Here is a 19,155-nt window from a genome sequence, read left to right as displayed (position 1 = left end):
TCTCACACAGTGGTGAGTTCCGAGCCGCCCGTGCGGCCGGATTCCGCGCCGGCGCCGGGCGAGACCTGCTGTGCTCCGGCCTCGTTCGGTGTGACCGGCTGGTCCTGCCGGGCTGCCTGGTTCGGCGTCGTCTGGTTCGGTACGGTCGCCGCGGCGGGTGTGTTGTGCCTGGCCAGCTGGACGCCGTAGCGGCCCAGTGCCGGATCGGACAGTGTCACCGTCACTTCACCGCTGCGCGTATCCACATCGGTGCGCAGCTGGGTGTTGGCCGTCGGATCGGATCCGATGCCCAGGGTCTCCCCGATCGGCGTGTGCAGCACCAGATCGGCGATGGTGGCGAACACATTGGTGTCCAAGGTCAGCGAGACCGAATTGCGCTGTACCGGAACGACTGCCGCGCCGACGTACGCGCCGCCGAGTCGCAACTGCCCGGCAATCGGCTCGGGTTTGGCCGCGCGGGTGGTTTCGGTGGTCGTTCCGACGCGGGTGGCCGGAATATTCAGTGGTGCAGGATTTTCCGTGGCATGCGGTGTGAAAAACGCTGTGAGGCCGATATTGTCGGCGACCGGCGTATTGTCGACCGGTGCTGTGACGTTGCCGGGCGCGGTCACCGTCGCGTGCCGGTCACCCGGCGCGGCCACGATCGTGCCGGATTTCTGTGCGTCGGCCATTTGGTTGGCGATGTAGGAGCCGGCGGCGACGGTGAGACCGATGCTCGCCATTCCGGCGGTGACGATGGCGCTGTAGCGGAGCACCTGTGCCGCACGCCGCGATGATCCGGCGGCCTGCGTCGCGAGTTGATGCGACATGACTGGTGCGGTCCTTTCCCTCTCCCCTGGTCCCCCTGCGTCTTTCGACGCCCACGACCCGCACCATTGAAAGTCGTACGCCCGTCCAGGTTACGGTGACGCGCGGTGACACCCGCGGCCCTCGAGACCAGGATCACAGCGACTGTACCGACAGCTGAGACTGACGGGTCCGAAATGGGAACTTCGCCGGGGTTTCTGCATCGGCAGGTTTCCGATATCAGAAGGCTGGGTAAATACCAGAGAGCGGCGAGCGCCCACTCGACTGCCACTCGAGGACCTCCGGCCAATGTCGTCCGGTCGGCACCAGGCACGGCGCACCCAAGGGTGGCGCTCGCTCGCTCTACTCCCTGGGAATTGGGGGAGATCTAGGCCGGAGGCCGGGATCGGCGGCGGGTCAGTGGAACTGGCCCGCCGTCCGGCCGACTCCGGGCGGACCAGCGAAAGCCTGTGCCAGCCCGAGCCATTCGAGCGCCTGCGCACCCTCCACCTGCAAAGGCAGGTCATCGAGATGCCTGCGCTGGGTGACGGCGAGGCAGAAATCCACGGCGGGACCGCTGATGCGCTGCGCCGCGTCCGCGGGACCCCAGGTCCACGCGGAGCCGTCGGGCGCGGTCAATTCGATCCGGAACTCCGCATCGGGCGCGGTGCGCCCGTGCGTGAGGTACGCGAAATCGCGGGTGCGCACGCCGAGATGTGCGACGTTCTTCAACCGAGCGGTCGGCACCCGGGTGACCCCGAGCGCATCCGCCACATCCTGCCCGTGCGCCCAGGTCTCCATGAGCCGCGCGGTCACCATGGAGGCCGCGCTCATCGGCGGCCCGAACCACGGCAGTTTGGTTCCGGCGGGCACCGTCCGCAGCGCCTCGACCAGCACCCCGCGATCGCGCCGCCAGGCCGCGAGCAATTCCGGCGCGGGCGTCTTGGCCTCTTCCTCGGCGGCCTCGTCCACGAAGGTGAGCGCCTTGGGCAGCGCCGCCTGCACGAGCGCGTCGAAGGCGACTGTATCGGTGGCGGCGATCGCGGCGACACGATCGGTCCAGGTCAGATGTGCGATCTGATGGGCGATGGTCCAGCCGGGCGCGGGGGTGTCCCGCTGCCACTCGGCGGCATCGAGATCGGCGATGAGCCGGTCCAGGTCGTCGCATTCGGCGGTGAAGTCGGCGAGCAACGCCTCGAGATCGGCCATCGAAAGTCCTTGTCGCTCATGCTCGCTGTGCCGAGACAGGCACAGAACGGGCACACACGCCATTGTGTGTGCCGTCGCCGCCAGCATCGCAGTGCGAGCGAAAAAATGCAAGCACGCGTGCTTGTATTTGCCTGGAAGCGGCCGCCTACCAGCCGAACAGGATCAGATGCACCGCGCCCACGCCGAGCCCGAGCGCCGCGCCGTGCAGATACAGCAGCCACGCGTCCTGTTCCACCGAGGCGTAGAACATCTCCATGAACTCGCCCGGCGTCAGCTGCTGGAGTTTGCGCGCGGCGAATTCATCGATCTTCTTGGCCTGCGCCGCCGCGAATTCCTCGTCCTCGACCAGGCTCGGCGCGAGTCCGGCGGCCGCGGCGGTCGCGCCGACCTTCAAATTGTCGAAATTCCGGGCCCCGAACACGGTGCGCACGAAGGTGTGCGTCGGCCCGAGCTGCCGGTGGATCTCGGCGGCGATGAGACGCTCGAGCAGCTGCCGGGTCTTGTCGCCATTGGTGCCGTCGAGCAATTCCTTGGCCAGATTGGGCAGCGTCAGCACCTGGTAGGCCAGGATGTGCGCGAGATCGGCCGCCGCCTCGGGCTGCCGCTTGGCCAGCAGCGCCTGCTTCCACAGGTACTTGTAGCGCGGTTGCGGATCGCCGGGCTCGAACACCATTTTCACCGCGATCACATTGACCAGTACGCCGATGGCGGCGGCCGCGGCCAGGATGACCACCCAGCCCGGCACCCAGCCCACCACCGGAATGCGATGGTGCACTTGCATATACAGCGCCAGCAGCAGGCCGAACGGCGCGCCGAGCAGTCCGATGCGCACCATGAATTTGAGTTCGGGCGCGGCGATGGTGGTGGTGAGGTCCTTCAGGATGTGCGGATTCTCCCGCAGGTACCGAATGACGAAACTCTTGATGTCGATGAGCTGATCGACATTGTCGCCGAGCTGTTCGAAAGCCCGGCGGGCCAGCGTCGGCAATTCGCGTTCCACGCGCTGGTACAACACATTTCGGGCCGCGCGCGGGACCGCGCCCCACAGATCCGGGTTCTCCCGCTTCATGATCTCGTTGACCATGGACGGCACCTGTTTGCGGCCGACGTCGGCGATGTAATCCGCGATGCCGTCCAGATCCAACTCATGGATGAAATCGCGTGGACTGCCGATGCGCATGATGGCGACGTCCACGCAGATGCTGGCCATTTTCTCGGCGCGCGCGGGGATGAAGCCCTGGAAGCCGAGCTGTTTGCCGTCGCCGGAGAAGGTCGGCAGCACCTGTACGCGGCGCGGCAGATAGGGATAGAGAATGTCCAGGCCCGGAATGCGGATACCGCGAAAGTAGAGCGGCCAGAACAACATCAGTACGCCGGTCCAGTTGGTGAGCCAACCGGCGATGGCGCTGAAGATGGGGAAACTGATCAGGTCGACGACGAGTTTGGGTTGGCCGGTCAGCTGCTCCCAGTCGAGGAAGACACCCGAGGCCATTGTCGTCATTACTGCGTCCCCCTGCGGCCGATGGTGAGAAAACGGACACACAACACTCTCATTGGCCAAGTGTGCTGTCAAAAGGTCGATGGCCTCGGAGAACGTGTCATATTGTGCGTGGTTTCACGGGACCGGCAATACTGGTCGGGCGACCAAATGGGGTAGTCAAGGGAGAGATGAATGAATGTCGACCGCCGCGGCTTTCTGACCGGCGCCGCCACCGCCGCCGGCCTGGCCACCGCCGCGAGCCTGGCGACCACCGCACCCGCCGGAGCGCAACCCGCGCCCGGCAAACTGCCCTTCCCCGACGGCGGGCCGCTGCGCATTCTCGTCACCGGTGACGCGGGTACCGGCACGCGCCCGCAGTGGGCCGTCGCCGACGCCGCCCGCGCACTGCACGCGCAACAGCCCTTCTCCTTCGCCATCGGACTCGGCGACAACCTCTACGAACAGGGCCCGCAGTCCGATGACGACGCCCAGTTCAACGCCAAATTCGAAGACCCCAACCACGATCTGGACTTCCCCTGGATCATGGTGCAGGGCAATCACGACAACAGTTCCATCCTGCCCGGCGACGGCGGCTGGCTGCTGCGCGGCGATCACGAGGTCGCCTATCACTCGCGCTCACCGCGCTGGTGGATGCCGTCCCGCTACTATTCGGTCCCGATCGGCGATCTGGTCGAATTCTTCGTGCTGGACCTGAATCCCATTGCCGCGTATCTGCCCCCGCTGTTCGCGCCGTACTGGGCGGCGGACGGTGAGTTCATGACCGAACAGGCCGCGTGGCTCGATCGCGCGCTCGACGCATCCACCGCCAAATGGAAGATCGTCTGCACCCACCACCCGTACCTGAGCAACGGCAGTCACGGAAATGCCGGGGAATACGAGGGTTTGAGCATCGAACCGGTCAACGGCATCCACGTGAAACGCTTCTTCGAAGCGCATGTGCTCGGCCGCGCCCAGTTCCTGCTCTCCGGGCACGATCACTGCCTCCAGGTGCTGGAACCGAATCCGGCCTGCAAGGGCACCCGGCAGATCGTGTCCGGCGCGGCCGCCAAGACCAATTCCGGCTCGCACGAGAAGGATCCGGCCCGCATCACGCCGGCGCTGTTCGAGAACTTCACCGACCTCGGTTTCATGGTCCTGGATCTGACGGCGAACTCGGCGGAGCTGACCGTCCACACCGTCGATCCCTCGAACGGTCAGCCCACCACTGCCTTCCAGCGCCGCCTGGTCTGACTCAGGGCTTGAGCACGATCCGAATCGGGTTGCCTTCCTTGGCATCGAGGGCATGCACGGCCTTGGCGGCATCGGCCAGCGGCAGCACCGCGCTCACCGACCGCGAGAAGTCGACCCGCTGCAACCCCTGCAACTTCACCAGCTGGGTGACATGCTCGGGCCCGGACCCGTAGTGTCCGCGCAACTGCTGCTGGAAGAAGCTGAAAGCCGTTCCGCCGGTAATGGTGATCGGCTTGTTCGTCAGCCCGACCAGCACCAACCGCCCCTGCGGCGCGAGGCACACCACGGCCTGTTCACGCACGGCCGCGACACCCGCGAAGTCGAACGCGGCGGCCAGACCGGTCCCCGTGGCCTGGAAGATCTTCTGCCGCAGCTCCGGATCGGCCGGATCGAAGGCCAGATCCGCGCCGAATTCCAGCGCCCGCTCCCGCGCCGCGGGCAGCGGATCGACCGCGATGATCGGGGCCGCGCCGACCAGCCGCAGCAACTGCACCCCGTGCGCCCCGAGTCCGCCGACGCCCCAGACGCCCACGGCCTCACCGGCTTTCACCTCGGCTGTCGCGGTGACGGCGGCCCACGGCGTGGAGACCGCGTCCGGAATGAAGCAGGCCTGCTCGAACGGCAGGTCATCGGGGATCGGCACCAGCGTATCGATGCGCGCGAGCGTGTACTCCGCCCAGCCGCCGTCGTAGTCGACGCCGCGCGTGAAGGTGGCTCCCCCGCGAATCTCCCCGGCCTGCAACAGCACTCGATCCCCGACCTTGGCCGCGGTGACCCCCGGCCCGAGCTGATGCACGGTTCCGGCGACCTCGTGCCCGAGCGTCACCACATCGCCCTCGAGGAACAGCGGTGACAGCGTTCCGTCGATGAGGTGCACGTCCGACAGGCAGACGCCCGCCGCCTCCACCTTCACCAGCACATGATCCGGGCCGGGCTCGGGCACCGGAACCTCATCCAATTCCAAGCGGCGATTCGGTCCCAGGTGTAGTCGCGCGGCCAGCATGATCATCGACTCCTATGGCGGTTGGAAGCATTGCTCACTGCCAGCCATGCTAGGTCGATAATTCGGGTGAATGGTCCGCTTCGTCCGCTACCCGGTCGACGCGCGCCGCCGGGTCCGGGCGGTCCGATGGGTATCGGAGGACGTCGACTCCAGGAATCCGGTGATGATCGCCGTCACCTCGGGTGCGCGTTCGAGCATCGGCACGTGACCGCAGCGATCCAGCCATTCCGCGCGGTCCGGGCGGAGCTGTTCATTGAGCGTGCGCCCGGCGGCCGCGGACAGAACGCGGTTCTCGACGCCCCAGATGGTGCAGACCGGCGGCATGCTGTCGCGGTCCGGCCAGCTATCCAGTGCGGCAAAGGATCCCAGGTCGCGCACCAGCCCGACCAGCGCACGGGCCGGAAAACCGTCGGACAGTGGTTGCACGTACGGGCATTCGCGATAGGCCCGGCCGCTCGAGAACCAGGTGCGAATGGTGGTGCGGGCGAACCATTTCGGGGTGTGCCAGCCGAACAGCGCGCGAGCGCCGGAATCGGGCAGCGCGCGGGTGAGCCGGGCCGCCGCGCCCAGATCGCCGCGCATGGCGGTGGATTCGGTGAGCGGGTTGATCGCCACCACCGCGTGCACCAGGCCGGGATGGGTGCGGGCCAGCGTGAGGCTGATTGCCGAGCCCAGGCAATTGCCGATCAACCGGACATCGGTGAGCTCATGATGCAGCAGGAACGCGTGCACCAGTTCGGCATAGCGCGCGAGGGTGAAGCCGTCGGCGGGCTGATCGGAGGATCCGTAGCCGGGCAGATCGAGCGCGTAGACCCGATGGTTCCTGGCGAGCGCCGTGGTCTGCGCGGTCCAGATCAGATGGGAGGATCCGGCATTGTGCAGCAGCACCACCGGTGGTCCGCTGTCACCGCGCTTCAGATAGGCGATGCGGATCCCGTCGAAGGTGAAGTCTTCCATGACGCTCCAGGTGGCTTCGTTGCCGGTGTCGTGTCCATGGTCCTCCGGAATGCGGCCGCGTCATAGGAGTTCGGCTCAGGCGGTGCCGATTTGGCCGAGTCCGCGGTCCAGGAAGCGGATCATCCAGTCGAAGCTGTCCTCGGAGTCGTCGCTCCACTGGAAGCCGTCCGATGCCTGCAGTGTCGCGAAGCCGTGGAAGGTGCAGCGCAGCGTGCGGATGGCGTGCACCATCTCGTCGTCGGGGATGCCGTAGCCGCGCAGCACCGCCCGCATGGATTCCATGACGCGCGAACTCGATTGCAGCAGTGGATCGTCCGGGCCGGTGAAGGTGGCCCCGACGGTGGCGCTGTACCGGCCCGGATGCGCGACCACGTATTCCCGGAACGCGGTGGCGAAGGCCGCGAGCGCTTCGCTGCCGGACAGCCCGTGCATGGCGTCGCGCAGCCGCTGATCGAGTTCGGTCATGGCGAGCGTGGCGACGCCGTGCTGCAGATCGGCGAGGCTGTCGATGTGCTTGTACAGCGACGGGGTGCGAACGCCGAGTCGCTGAGCCAGCGGGCTCAGGGCCAGGTTCGCGAAACCGGCGTCGTCGGCGAGTTGCGCTCCCGCCGCGACGACATCGGTCTTGCTGAGCCCGGCTCTAGGCATTCGCGTGCTCCTTCAGGAACGGCAGGATCAATTCGGCGGTCCGCTCCGGCAGCTGCGCGTGCGGGTAGTGGCCCCCATTCTCGACGAGTCCGAGGCTGCCGAGTCCGGCGGGCAGTGCGGCGATGACGGCTTTGCCCTCGGCCTCGGGGTTCGGGAAGTCCGGATCGGCGGTGCCCATGATGATCAGCGCGGGCTGGGTGACGTTGGGCAGCTGTGCCTGCGCGTCGGCCGGGGTGGACTTGCCGGTCTTCATGAATTCGGCCATCCGGCCCGGTTCCCGGAGCTTGGCGGCGTTGGCGGCCATGTACTCGTCGTAGTCGGCGGGCTTGGTCGGGTAGGCGATGTTCAGGTACTTCAGCCACTGGTTCACGCTCTTGAAAATCATGGTGCCCATCAGCGCGGTCATACCGCGGCGGTACCGGGACACGGTGAAAAGCGCTCCGACGGAAGGGGTTTGGGCCAGCGTGAAGGGGTTGATCTCGACGATGGCGCGCACCAGTTCGGGAGATTTGGCGGCGGCGATGGTGGCCGAGCCGCCGGAGAGCGAGTGGCCCACCACGATCGCGGGTCCGGCGTTCAGTCCGGCGATCACCGCGAGCAGGTCATTGGCGACATCGGTGCGGCTGATGGCTTCCTTTCCGGTCTCGGACACCCAGTTCATGCTCGAATCGCCGTGTCCGCGCATATCGGTGCTCACCACCCGGTAACCGGCGGCCGCGATGATCGGGGCCAGGAACCGGTAGGCCTGGCGGCGGTCGCCGATGCCGTGCGAGAGCACCACCAGGGGACCTTCGCCGATCGAGTCGTATGCGATCCGGCCGCCGTCGATGTCCATGTACTCGGTCATATCGTCCGCTCCTTCGTGTAGCTAATTTCTGTAGCCATAAAGCTAATAGCTTTAGCCAAAACCGTCAACCCCCGATTCCGACCGGGGTGGATCCGGCGTTCGCCCGGGGCGAACAAGGTCGCGGAATTACTCGGCGGGGACCGGAGTTGACCGGGTAACGCTCAACCTGAGTTGAGTAGGAGACGCTCAATCTTGGAAGAGGTAGAGAAGTGACCAACCCTCAGAACCTGCCGGTGCTATTCCTGACCGATCCGATCGTGCTGCCCGGCATGATCGTCCCGATCGAGCTCGACGAGTCCGCCCAAGCCGCCATCGATGCCGCCCGCGCGGGCAAGGTCAACCAGGTGTTGGTCGCGCCTCGCCTCGATGAGGGCTACGCCAGCTACGGCGTGGTCGCCACCATCGAACAGGTCGGCCGGATGCGCGGCGGCGCACCGGCGGCGGTGCTGAAGGCCGAGGGCCGCGCGAAGATCGGGCACGGCGTGACCGGACCCGGCGCGGCGCTCTGGGTCGAGGCCGAACCGGTCGAGGTGCCCGAGCCCGACGGCCGCACCAAAGAGCTCGCCGCCGAATACAAGAAGCTGGTCGTGGCGGTGCTGCAGCGGCGTGAGGCGTGGCAGGTCATCGACGCGGTGAATCAGCTGAACGATCCGTCGGCCATCGCCGACGCGGCCGGCTGGGCCCCGTACCTGGGCCATGACGAGAAGCGTGAGCTGCTCGAAACCCTGGACACCGCAACCCGGTTGACCAAGCTGATCGAGTGGACCAAACAGCACATCGCCGAGACCGAGGTCAACGAGAAGATCAGCGAAGAGGTCCGCGAGGGCGTCGAGAAGTCGCAGCGCGAATTCCTGCTGCGCCAGCAGCTCAACGCGATTCGCAAGGAGCTGGGCGAGGGTGAGCCCGACGGTGCGGACGATTACCGCACCCGCGTCGAGACCGCCGATCTCCCGGACAATATCCGCGAGGCCGCGCTGCGCGAGGTCGATCGCCTGGAGCGTTCCAGCGATCAGAGCCCGGAATCCGGCTGGATCCGGACCTGGCTGGACACCGTCCTGGAGCTGCCGTTCAGCGTGAAAACCGAGGACAGCACCGATGTTTCGGCTGCCCGCGCGGTGCTGGACGCCGATCACCACGGCCTGGACGAGGTGAAGGACCGCATGGTCGAGTACCTGGCGGTGCGCGCCCGTCGCGCCGCACGCGGCCTGGAGGTCGTGGGCGGTCGCGGTTCCGGCGCGGTGCTGGTGCTGGTCGGCCCGCCCGGTGTGGGTAAGACCTCGCTGGGTGAGTCCGTGGCACGCGCCCTGGGCCGCAAGTTCGTTCGCGTCGCGCTCGGCGGCGTGCGCGACGAGGCCGAGATCCGTGGCCACCGGCGCACCTACGTCGGGGCGCTGCCCGGTCGCATCGTGCGTGCCATGAAGGAGGCGGGTTCGATGAATCCCGTTGTCCTGCTGGACGAGATCGACAAGGTCGGCTCCGATTTCCGCGGTGATCCGGCGGCGGCGCTGCTCGAGGTGCTGGACCCCGCGCAGAACCACACCTTCCGCGATCACTACCTGGACCTGGATCTGGACCTGTCGGATGTGCTGTTCATCGCGACCGCGAATGTCATGGACACCATCCCCGGCCCGCTGCTGGACCGCATGGAACTGATCACCGTGGACGGCTACACCGAGGACGACAAGGTCGCCATCGCTCGCGACTTCCTGATCCCGCGTCAGCTGGAGCGCAACGCGCTCACCGCCGACGAGGTGCGGGTCACCGATGAGGCGCTGCGCGAAATCGCCGCCAACTACACCCGGGAGGCCGGTGTCCGTCAGATGGAACGCCTGATCGCCAAGGCACTGCGCAAAGCGGCGACCAAGCTGTCCGAAACCGCGGACCTGAGTGATGCCGAAAGCATCATCACCGCCGGCGAATTCGTGCCGGACTCGGCCGATCAGCTGGTGATCGGACTGGGTGACCTGAAGGATTACCTGGGCCGTCCGCGCTTCACCCCCGACGGGGTGGAACGCACCGCGGTCCCCGGTGTCGCAACGGGTTTGGCCGTGACCGGCGCGGGCGGCGATGTCCTCTACATCGAGGCCAATGCCGCCGAGGGCGAGCGCTCGCTCACCCTCACCGGTCAGCTGGGTGACGTCATGAAGGAGTCGGCGCAGATCGCCCTCACCTACGTGCGCTCGCACCTGGAGGAGATCGGCATCGAGCCGAAGGTGCTGGACCGCAATATCCACATCCACTTCCCGGCAGGCGCGGTCCCCAAGGACGGCCCGTCGGCAGGCGTCACCATGGTCACCGCCCTGGTGTCCCTGGCCCTGGACCGTCAGGTCCGAGCGGATGTGGGCATGACCGGCGAGGTCACCCTCAACGGCCGCGTCCTGCCCATCGGCGGCGTCAAGCAGAAGCTCCTGGCCGCCCAGCGCGCGGGCCTGAAGACCGTGTTCATCCCCGCCCGCAATGAGCCCGACCTCGACGAAGTCCCCGCCGAGGTGCTGGCCGCCCTGGATGTCCGCCCCGTCGCCGACGTGGCCGAAATCCTGGCCTACGCCATCGAACCGGTCATCGAACCGGCCCTGGAAGGCCGCCCCCTGAGCGCCACCGCCTAACCGCGAGCGCTCCTCATGAGGAGCCGTGCGTGCGTCCCACACGCACGGCTCCTCCCCTGTCAACTACCGAGACCGCGCGTGTTTCACATGAAACCGTCTTGCACCTCGGAGTAATCGCGCCGGCTACCCGGTGGGGCTGCCCTCGTCCACGGACACCGGTTGTCGCTGCGCAGCGAGGTATTCATCGATGACGGCCACCGACGCTCCGCTTGTCGATACCGCGAGGTACGAGGGTGACCAGAGGTGCGCGCCTCGCGAAGATCGCTGAATATTCTCGGGAAATTCCTGGCGTAGGTAGCGCGCCGACACACCCTTGAGGCTATTGACCAACGTGGAGACCTGCACAGTTGGCGGGTAGTGGACCAACAGGTGCGCATGGTCTTCACCGCCACGGAACTCGATCAATGTTGCGTCGAACTTGTCGCAAACCTCGGCCATGATCTGCTCGCAGCGAGTCAGCATCGGGTCACTCAGGGCTTCTCGTCTAAAACGTGTGACGAAGACCAAATGCGCCTGTAAATTGTGCATGACTGTTCTACCTCGGCGTATATCTGGATCAGATACCCATCTCGGCGACATAGACCAAACGGTAGCAACGACAGGGGCGGGTCGTGAAACGGATCGTCACCGTGAAGCTGGTTCCCACTCCGGAGCAGCACGCGGCGTTGTCATCAACATTGAAGTTGTGCAATACAGGGGCGAATGCGGTCTCCCGGTTCGCGCACACCGCTACCGATCGCAGGCCATTCGCATTACAGAAACAGGTGTACGCCGATCTCAAGGCGCGCGGACTGTCCGCGCAGCCCGCGATTCGGGTCATCAAGAAGGTCTCGGACGCCTACGCGACCCGGCAGGGAAAGCTCGTCGGGGGGAACTATGGACTGCCCGGATCGAATCGCTATCGAAGGATCGCAGGCAAGGCCATCGTGTTCCGTGACGATGCGGGCCAACCATTCGACGATCGATGCCTGTCATGGCAGATAGAAGACTCGACGGTGTCGATCTGGACCACGGCAGGACGAATGAAGGGCTTACGATTCGTATGTGCGCCATGGCAATTGGCACTACTTGCGGATCGCAAAGGGGAGTCGGATCTGATCCTCCGCGACGGCCACTTCTACTTGCACGCCACCGTCGATACAAGCACTCCACCCTCGCTGACCCCTTCGGATGGTCCGGACGGCTGGCTCGGGGTGGACCTGGGGATCGTGAACCTGGCTGTCACCACCGCCGATGATCCCTCCAACCTCGATCTGCGTTGGTCGGGTGGTGCGGTCACCGCGGTCAGGAAGAAGCATCAGGTCCTGCGCACAGCTTTACAAAAGGTGGGAACCAAGTCTGCGAAACGCAAATTGAAGAAGCATCGCCGGAAGGAAACCCGCTACGCCACCGACATCAACCACCAGCTCTCCAAAACCATTGTCGCGCAAGCACAACGCACCGGACAAGGCATCGCGATGGAAGACCTGTCGGGAATCCGGGACCGGGTACGGCTCGCTCGCACGCAGCGGCACCAATTACATACCTGGACATTCGCGCAGCTGCGGAAGCAGATCGCATATAAGGCGCAAGCTGCGGGAGTTCCCGTGCAGGTCGTCAACCCGCGTGGCACCAGCAAAACCTGCCACCGCTGTCGACACATCGACTCGGCGAACAGACCCAGTCAGCCAGTGTTTCGGTGCCGTCGATGCGCGTGGACCGGTCACGCCGATCACAACGCCGCCCACAATATTGCCGTACTCGGGTATGAAAGCTATCGGGCCGCCAATCAACCGGCCTAAAGCAGCCACTCCTCTCACAGCCAGTGAGAGCGTGAGCAGCAAGTCCGTCTTCTTGGGACGGATGGTTGATATGAAACGTGAATCCCGCGCGGTCCGTTTGTGTCTCGTAACGTGTGCTGGGTGATCACTGTTGCCACTTGGAATGTCCTGCATCGGGTTCATGCGGATAACTGGGACAGCTCGTTTTCCGGGCGCTGGCCGGAGGAGAAGGTGCGGATCGACGGGGTCACCGCGGTGGTGGCGGGGAGATCCGAGCAGGTCATCGCTTTGCAGGAGGTGAGTGGTGATCAACTCGCGAGTCTGCGGGAAGCGTTGCCGGACCGCGAGTTCCATGTGCTGCGGTATCCGCGGGTGCCGCGGCCGCGCCGGGTCCCTTCGGTCCTCGATGAGCGCGCCGAATTCCTCGTTCTGATCGTGGACGGCATCGCGCGTGACTTCGCCGCCGGAGCCTTCACCAGTGATCCGGGGAAGGGCTATGTCGCCGTGCTGCTGGACGAGGTGCTCGTGGTCGCCACGCACGTGACCGGCGATGATCGGCGCGGTGGGCAGTTCGCGCGGCTGGCGGAACTGACCGCGGGCGGACCGGTGGTGCTGCTCGGCGATTTCAACGCGCCCGCCGCGGAAGTCGGTGCGGCGCTGGGGCCGGACTACACCGTCGCCGCGCTCCCGGCCGATGCCATCGCGACGCGCCCGCGCAGCTCCGGCGCGGAGAAATCCCAGTTCATCGACCACGTGGTGACGCGCGGCATCCCCGCGCGGGCCACGGCCGTCGAGGATGTGGCCGGGGTGTCCGACCACAATCTCGTACGCGCGACGATCGGCTAGAACTCCCCCGCCACGCCGAGCACGGTGCGGCCGGAGTGGTTGCCCTCCAGGATGGAGTGCAGCACGGCTTCGGCCTCGGTGATGGGCGCGTAGTTCTCCAGCAGTGAAAGATGCTGGGGTTTCAGGTCTTTGGCCAGCCGCGCCCACAACTCGCGGCGGGGTTTGATCGGGAAGTGCGCGGAGTCGACACCGAGCAGGGAGACCCCGCGCAGGATGAACGGCATCACGGTGGTGGGCAGGTCGGTGCCGCCGGTGAGGCCGGAAACCGCCACCGCGCCACCGTATTTGACGGTCGAGAGGATATGCGCGAGGGAGGTGCCGCCGACGCTGTCGACCGCGGCGGCCCACTGCGCCTTGCCGAGCGGGCGGAGTTTCTCGCCCTCGCCGGGCAGGCGGCCGATCACGCTGGCCGCACCGAGCGCGGTGAGAAGTTCGGTGGCGCCGAGCTTTCCGGTGGAGGCGATCACCTCGAAGCCGAGTCCGGCCAAGATATCGACCGCGACACTGCCGACACCGCCGGTCGCACCGGTGACCAGCACCGGACCCGAATCGGGGGTGATGCGATTGTCCAGCAGCGCCTGCACGCTCATGGCCGCGGTGAAACCGGCGGTGCCGAGGGCGGCGGCTTCGCGCGGGGTGAGGCCGTCGAGCTTCACCACCCAGTCGGCGGGGACGCGGGCGTACTCGCCGAAACCGCCGTTATGCGCGACGCCGATGTCATAACCGTGCGCGACCACCAGATCGCCGGGCGCGAATTCCGGGTTGTCCGAGGCGAATACCTCGCCGGTGAGATCGATGCCGGGGATGATCGGATACTCGCGCACCACGCCGCCGCCGGGCGTGATGGCCAGCCCGTCCTTGTAGTTGGCGCTCGTGAAGTGCACCTTGATCGTCACCTCGCCCGGGCCGAGGAAGTCGTCGCCGACCGTCTCGCGCGCGAGTGCGATCCCGCTGTCCGTCTTGCGTGCCACCATCGCCTGGAACTCCATGCACCGAGCATAGGACTCGAACCGCTGGTCAGGGCGATGTTCCGGGGGAAGCGGTGACTTTACCCCGCACGTAATCGCTTTCGTTCCCGCACTGCGGCAACCTTGTTCTCAGCACAGCGGGAGACATTCTCCCCGCACCGCGAAAGACCAAGGAGCGCAGCAGATATGCCTTATTTCCAGACCACCGACGGCACCACCCTCGCCTACGAAGAGTACGGAACCGGAGCGCCGCTCGTCTTCATCGCGGGCTGGTCGCTGTACGCGGATATGTGGGAGTACCAGCTGCACTACTTCGTCGAACGCGGTTACCGCTGCATCCTGCTGGACCGGCGCGGCCACGGCCGTTCCGATCGCCCGGCCGCCGGATACGACGTGAATACCCGCGCCGACGATATCGCCGCCCTGATCGCGCACCTGGACCTGAACGATTTCGCCATGGTGGCGCATTCGGCGGGCGGTGCGGAGGTGGTGCGCTATCTGGCCCGGCACGGTCAGGACCGGGTGAACCGCATCGCCCTGCTGGCCCCGGCCATCCCGTACATGTTGCAGACCGAGGACAACCCGATCGGCGCGCCCCGGGCGGCCTTCGAAGCCTCTGCGGCACAATTGAAGTCGGATCGCCCGCAGTGGTTCGCCGAGCGCGCACAGGGCTACTTCGCCACGCATCTGCGGCGCGGCACCTCGCAGGCGGTCATCGATATGGAGATTCAGCGCTGCCTGTCGGCGTCACCGTATGCCACGATCGCGGTGCAGCGGGACCTGTTCCATTCCGATCACCGCCCGGATGTGGCCGCGGTGACGGTCCCGTTCCTGCTGCTGCACGGCCTGGCCGATCAGTCGATTCCGATCGAGATCAGCAGCCATCAGGCGGTCAAGCTGGCGCCGCACGCGGTGCTGAAGGAGTACTGGGATGCCGGGCACGGCCTGTACATCACCCATGCCGCCGAGGTGAACGCGGAGATCCTGGAGTTCCTGAAGAGCTGAACGCCCGCGTTCCTCGGCGAATCACGATGTGGCTCAAGCGAATTTGGGCGACCGCTTGTCGAGGAACGCGGCAATGCCTTCGACGCCGTCCGCGGATTCCGCGGCGTGGGTGATGAAGGAGGCCTCGGTGGCCAGCTGCTCCTCCAGGGTGTGCTGCGATGAAACCAGCAGCAGCTTCTTCACATTCGCGTTGGAACCCTTGGGCCCCTGCGCGAACTGCTGCGCCAGCGCGTCGACGGTGTCGGTGAGCGAGCTGTCCGGCACCACCTGGTGCACCAGGCCCCAGTCCAGCGCCTCGGCCGCGCGCAGCACCCGATTGGTGAGCATGAGTTCCTGGGTGCGGCGCACGCCGATCAGGCGCGGCAGATAGTAGGACGCGCCGCCGTCCGGGCTCAGCCCGACCTTGGTGTACGCCATGGTGAACGCGGCGGATTCGCCCGCGACCACGAGATCACCGGCGACGGCCAGGCTCATGCCCGCCCCGGCGGCGGTGCCATTGACCGCCACGATGAGCAGCGCGTCCATTCGCGCCAGCGCCGATACCGCCTGGTGCAGCGTGTCGGCCAGTTTGGCGATGAACTCACCGGTGTCCGGGCTCTCGGACATGGCGCGCAGATCGCCGCCCGCGGAGAAGAACTTGCCCGCACCGGTCAGCACCACGACCTTCACGGCCGGATCCTCGGAGCAGTAGGTCGCGGCGGCTGCCAGTTCGTCGGCGAGCGCCTGGTCGATGCCGTTGGCGGCGCTGGGCCGGTTCAGCGTGATGCGGGCGATCGGGCCGTCCGTCACGAAGCTGATGTTCTGGTAGTTGCTCATTGTCCGGTGGTGCCTTCCGTCGGTATGCCTGATCCCAGCATGACAAACGCGGTGTGCCCGCCTGCGGTTCGGTCATTCCCTCCCGAATTCGACGCGCACGCCGAGCAGGCGAATCGGGCGATCCAGTTCGAAGGTGTGCAGGATCAGCAGCGCGGTCCGGACGACCTCGTCCACATCGGTGGTGGGTCGCGGCAGCTTCTTCTGTTTGGTGCGGGTGAAGAAGGTCTTGGTGCGCACCGTGACCCCGACCCGGCCGATACCGCGGCCGCCCGCGATGGTCTCCTCCGCGACCTGGGTGGCCAGCCGCGTGATGGCGGCATCGAGTTCGGCGTGTTCGGTGAGATCCGCGGGGAAGGTCTCCGAGCGCGAATGACCCACCGGCTCACGCGGTTCCGAGATATCGGTATCGCCCGCACCGTGCCCGAGCACCCACAGGTAGGGGCCGGTATTGGGTCCGAATTCCTTGGCGAGCAGATCGCGATCCGAGGCCGCGAGATCGGCGATGGTCTCGATTCCCAAGGCGCTCATGCGTTTCGCGATGCGCGCGCCGATGCCCCAGAGCGCGGTGGTGGGGCGGTGCGCCATGAGTTCGGTCCAGTTGTCGGCGGTGAGCCGGAAGATGCCGGTGCCGGTGGCCTGGGTGGCGTCCGAGTCGGTGTTGTCCGTATCCCCGGTCTTACCAACGGCTTTGGCGAATCCGGTGGCGAGTTTGGCGCGCAGCTTATTGTCGCCGATGCCGACCGCGCAGGTCAGGCCCAATTCCTCGATGGCGGAACGGATATCGCGGGCGATCTGCTCCGGATCATCGGTGTCGACCGCGAGGAACGCCTCGTCGAAGCCGAGCACCTCCACCCGTCCGGGGAAGGTGCGCAGCAGCGTCATGATCTCCTCGGACGCCTCCGCGTAGGTGGCGAGATCCTGCGCCAGGAACACCCCGTCGGGACAGATCTTCAGGGCCGATCGCAACGGCATGCCCGCGCGCACCCCGTAGGCCCGCGCCGGATAGGACGCGCAGGACACCACCTTGCGCGGTTCCTTCGGATCCCCGTTGCCGCCCACGATGACGGGCTGACCGCGCAGCTCCGGATGCCGCCGGAATTCGACCGCGGCCTGGAATTGGTCGAGGTCGACGTGCAGCAGCCAGCGCGTCACCCTTCCGTCATACCGCATGGTCTGTCGAAATGCCCGGATACCGGCTCACCCGCGCGGTATCGGTGCGGTGACGGGGTCAGCGATCCCCGCGCAGCCACGCCTTCGGCGAGCGGTACGCGTATCGCGCCTTGAGCACCCCGGTTTCCACCCGGCCCTCGATGCGGATCAGCGGCGCCCCCGGGAAGCGCGGCAGCGTCACGCGATTCGAGACATGTCCCCCGGTGCCGATTTCCACGGCGTCGAGGTCGACCCGCCAGCCGCGCGGCACGATCACGATGATGGTGCCGGAGCCCGCGATGACCCGCATATCGATTTCGCGCCGGGAGCAGTAGGCCTGGGTGAAGTCGACGACGACCTTGCCCGAAGTGCATTCCGCGACCAGCTTTTCCGGCACCGTCCACTGTTCCTCGGTGCGCCGGGATTCACCGGTCACGCGCAATTCCAGCGGCGGGGCCGCCGGGGCCGGCGTTCGGACCTGCTCACCGCTTCTCCGCGCGGCGGCAGCGAAACGCTGCAAATCATCGAAACCGAAGGCGGGCACCCGCCGCTGCTCCGTGGTACGGCTCACCGAAACTCCTCCCCCGGCATGTGAAACAAGCGTCCGACTGCTGTGCCAGGGAACCCGAATTATGCCGTACAGCAGGGCATTTGAGACCGGCCGTACCTTAACGGAACGGTCACAGGAGGGACTCGCACCGATACCATCGACGATGCATTCTCAACTGATCTTGCAAACGTCGTAGCACCGAATCGCTATGAATCCGTTCGCCTCGCGAATGCGCGGTCATCCCGGCGGCAGCGCCGCGCTACCGCCGGGTAGGTGAAATGCGATGCGGGACAGGATTATCGGCGCCCGATATGGATCGTGCTCGCACCGAGGACGAAGAGATCGTCGCGGTTGGCGACGTAGGTGGGGGCGTTCCGGTCCAGCAGCGCGTCCAGAGCCTCGAGATCCTCGGCGGTGATGGCATCGCTCACGTGGTCGCGCAGCGATTCCAGCCACGCGGCCACAGACGCGCGGACCTCGGGGGTCGCGGTGGGGTGATCGGTGAGGACGCTGAACGAGGTGACCTCGGTCAGTCCGGCGCGGGTGAGGGTCGTGGTCCAGCCGTAGGGCATGGGGACCGTGCCGGTGATCTCGGCGCGCATGCGCACGAAGGCCGCGTCCCGGGCCGCGAGCAGCCGGTCCTGCAGGCCGGGTGCGCCGATTCCGATGTCCCAGGGCAGATTTCGGGTGCTGAGCCCGCCCTCGGACAGTGCCAGCCAGCCGCCGGCACGCACCAGTTTGGCGAGCCGATCGGCGCCCGCCTGCTGATCGGGCAGATGGTGCACCATGCGCGAGGCCCAGACGATATCGGCCGGCGCGACCGCCTCGAGCACGCTGTCGGCGGCGGCGTCCACCACCACGGTCTCGATGGTCACCCGATCATCGCCCGCGAGGGCCTGTTCGGTGTGCTCGCGGGCCGCGGTCAGCAATTCGGGCACCGCGTCGGCGATGATCAGCCGTCCGCCGCCGCGCTTGGCCAGCGCCACCGCGAACGCGGCGCTCTGCCCGCCCGCACCGGCCCCGATATCCACGATCACGGGCTGCCCGTCGGATCCGGTCGGCAGGCCGATGAGCCGCTCGGCGATCCGCGCCTGCGCGTCGGCGGTGATCAGATCCTCCCGCCGCAGATTGCCGATCTGCTCGGTCCAATCGATCCCGTCATAGGTGTGGCCGTGGTGATGGCCGACGGTATCGGGTGAATGCGAGTGCCCGTGCGTGTGTGCTCCCATTCCTACGACCGTATCGAATTTTCCCGTATTGCCAACTTTGTTTGC

At 66.5% G+C, this 19,155-nt stretch carries 18 protein-coding genes; 5 read left to right on the top strand and 13 right to left on the bottom strand.

What is annotated here, in order from left to right:
* Positions 1–2: 2 nt before the first annotated feature.
* The 3 genes from AB0L82_RS16815 to AB0L82_RS16805 form a co-directional block, all read right to left on the bottom strand.
* Positions 3–809, bottom strand: a complete 807-nt coding sequence (locus AB0L82_RS16815) for a hypothetical protein (protein ID WP_364636723.1) — start codon at positions 807–809, stop codon at positions 3–5.
* 394 nt (positions 810–1,203) lie between these two features.
* The gene (locus tag AB0L82_RS16810) at positions 1,204–1,995 is read right to left on the bottom strand and encodes a TIGR03084 family metal-binding protein (RefSeq protein WP_364636721.1); all 792 of its coding nucleotides are present in this window, start codon (positions 1,993–1,995) and stop codon (positions 1,204–1,206) included.
* 145 nt (positions 1,996–2,140) lie between these two features.
* Positions 2,141–3,496: a hypothetical protein gene (locus AB0L82_RS16805; RefSeq protein WP_364636719.1), complete on the bottom strand. Its 1,356-nt coding sequence runs from the start codon at positions 3,494–3,496 to the stop codon at positions 2,141–2,143.
* 171 nt (positions 3,497–3,667) lie between these two features.
* Here AB0L82_RS16805 and AB0L82_RS16800 point away from each other — a divergent pair, with 171 nt between their 5' ends.
* A complete protein-coding gene (locus AB0L82_RS16800; RefSeq protein WP_364636717.1) occupies positions 3,668–4,726 on the top strand; it encodes a metallophosphoesterase in 1,059 nt (352 codons plus the stop codon).
* A 1-nt stretch (position 4,727) separates the two neighbouring features.
* Here AB0L82_RS16800 and AB0L82_RS16795 read toward each other — a convergent pair whose 3' ends face one another.
* The 4 genes from AB0L82_RS16795 to AB0L82_RS16780 form a co-directional block, all read right to left on the bottom strand.
* Entirely contained in the window at positions 4,728–5,735 is a 1,008-nt protein-coding gene (locus AB0L82_RS16795) for a zinc-binding dehydrogenase (RefSeq protein ID WP_364636715.1), read from the bottom strand.
* Positions 5,736–5,816: 81 nt separating this feature from the next.
* On the bottom strand, positions 5,817–6,686 hold the full coding sequence (locus AB0L82_RS16790; protein ID WP_364636713.1) for an alpha/beta hydrolase: 870 nt from the start codon (positions 6,684–6,686) through the stop codon (positions 5,817–5,819).
* A gap of 75 nt (positions 6,687–6,761) precedes the next feature.
* Positions 6,762–7,334, bottom strand: a complete 573-nt coding sequence (locus AB0L82_RS16785) for a WHG domain-containing protein (RefSeq protein ID WP_364636711.1) — start codon at positions 7,332–7,334, stop codon at positions 6,762–6,764.
* On the bottom strand, positions 7,327–8,181 hold the full coding sequence (locus AB0L82_RS16780) for an alpha/beta hydrolase (protein ID WP_364636709.1): 855 nt from the start codon (positions 8,179–8,181) through the stop codon (positions 7,327–7,329). Before AB0L82_RS16780 ends, AB0L82_RS16785 begins: the two co-directional genes overlap by 8 nt.
* 209 nt (positions 8,182–8,390) lie before the next feature.
* On the opposite strand from AB0L82_RS16780, the gene lon reads away from it, so the two are divergent.
* Entirely contained in the window at positions 8,391–10,787 is a 2,397-nt protein-coding gene (gene lon / locus AB0L82_RS16775; protein WP_364636707.1) for an endopeptidase La, read from the top strand.
* Positions 10,788–10,910: 123 nt separating this feature from the next.
* Here the strand turns inward: lon and tnpA are convergent, their stop codons facing one another.
* Positions 10,911–11,366, bottom strand: coding sequence for an IS200/IS605 family transposase (gene tnpA, locus AB0L82_RS16770; RefSeq protein ID WP_364636705.1), 456 nt, complete (start codon positions 11,364–11,366; stop codon positions 10,911–10,913).
* 32 nt (positions 11,367–11,398) lie between these two features.
* On the opposite strand from tnpA, the gene AB0L82_RS16765 reads away from it, so the two are divergent.
* The gene (locus tag AB0L82_RS16765; RefSeq protein WP_364636703.1) at positions 11,399–12,568 is read left to right on the top strand and encodes a transposase; all 1,170 of its coding nucleotides are present in this window, start codon (positions 11,399–11,401) and stop codon (positions 12,566–12,568) included.
* A 120-nt stretch (positions 12,569–12,688) separates the two neighbouring features.
* Positions 12,689–13,393 carry an endonuclease/exonuclease/phosphatase family protein gene (locus AB0L82_RS16760; protein WP_364636701.1) on the top strand — a complete coding sequence of 235 codons (705 nt, stop codon included), beginning with the start codon at positions 12,689–12,691 and terminating at the stop codon, positions 13,391–13,393.
* Here AB0L82_RS16760 and AB0L82_RS16755 read toward each other — a convergent pair.
* Positions 13,390–14,382 (bottom strand): oxidoreductase, encoded by a 993-nt coding sequence (locus AB0L82_RS16755; protein ID WP_364636699.1) that lies wholly within the window; start codon positions 14,380–14,382, stop codon positions 13,390–13,392. The two genes, AB0L82_RS16760 and AB0L82_RS16755, sit on opposite strands and share 4 nt — an antisense overlap.
* 165 nt (positions 14,383–14,547) lie before the next feature.
* Here AB0L82_RS16755 and AB0L82_RS16750 point away from each other — a divergent pair, with 165 nt between their 5' ends.
* Positions 14,548–15,366 (top strand): alpha/beta hydrolase, encoded by an 819-nt coding sequence (locus AB0L82_RS16750; protein ID WP_364636697.1) that lies wholly within the window; start codon positions 14,548–14,550, stop codon positions 15,364–15,366.
* Positions 15,367–15,399: 33 nt separating this feature from the next.
* Here the strand turns inward: AB0L82_RS16750 and AB0L82_RS16745 are convergent, their stop codons facing one another.
* The 4 genes from AB0L82_RS16745 to AB0L82_RS16730 all read right to left on the bottom strand — a co-directional run bounded on the left by AB0L82_RS16745 (position 15,400) and on the right by AB0L82_RS16730 (position 19,110).
* Entirely contained in the window at positions 15,400–16,182 is a 783-nt protein-coding gene (locus AB0L82_RS16745) for an enoyl-CoA hydratase-related protein (RefSeq protein ID WP_364636695.1), read from the bottom strand.
* 72 nt (positions 16,183–16,254) lie between these two features.
* On the bottom strand, positions 16,255–17,334 hold the full coding sequence (locus AB0L82_RS16740) for a DNA polymerase IV (protein WP_364636693.1): 1,080 nt from the start codon (positions 17,332–17,334) through the stop codon (positions 16,255–16,257).
* Between the two features lie 76 nt (positions 17,335–17,410).
* The gene (locus tag AB0L82_RS16735) at positions 17,411–17,902 is read right to left on the bottom strand and encodes a hypothetical protein (protein ID WP_364636691.1); all 492 of its coding nucleotides are present in this window, start codon (positions 17,900–17,902) and stop codon (positions 17,411–17,413) included.
* A gap of 275 nt (positions 17,903–18,177) precedes the next feature.
* Positions 18,178–19,110, bottom strand: a complete 933-nt coding sequence (locus tag AB0L82_RS16730; protein WP_364636689.1) for a methyltransferase — start codon at positions 19,108–19,110, stop codon at positions 18,178–18,180.
* Positions 19,111–19,155: the final 45 nt, after the last annotated feature.

This window comes from Nocardia sp. NPDC052001, assembly GCF_040680615.1.
Taxonomy (GTDB): domain Bacteria; phylum Actinomycetota; class Actinomycetes; order Mycobacteriales; family Mycobacteriaceae; genus Nocardia.
This window is presented reverse-complemented; position numbering and strand designations above follow the sequence as displayed.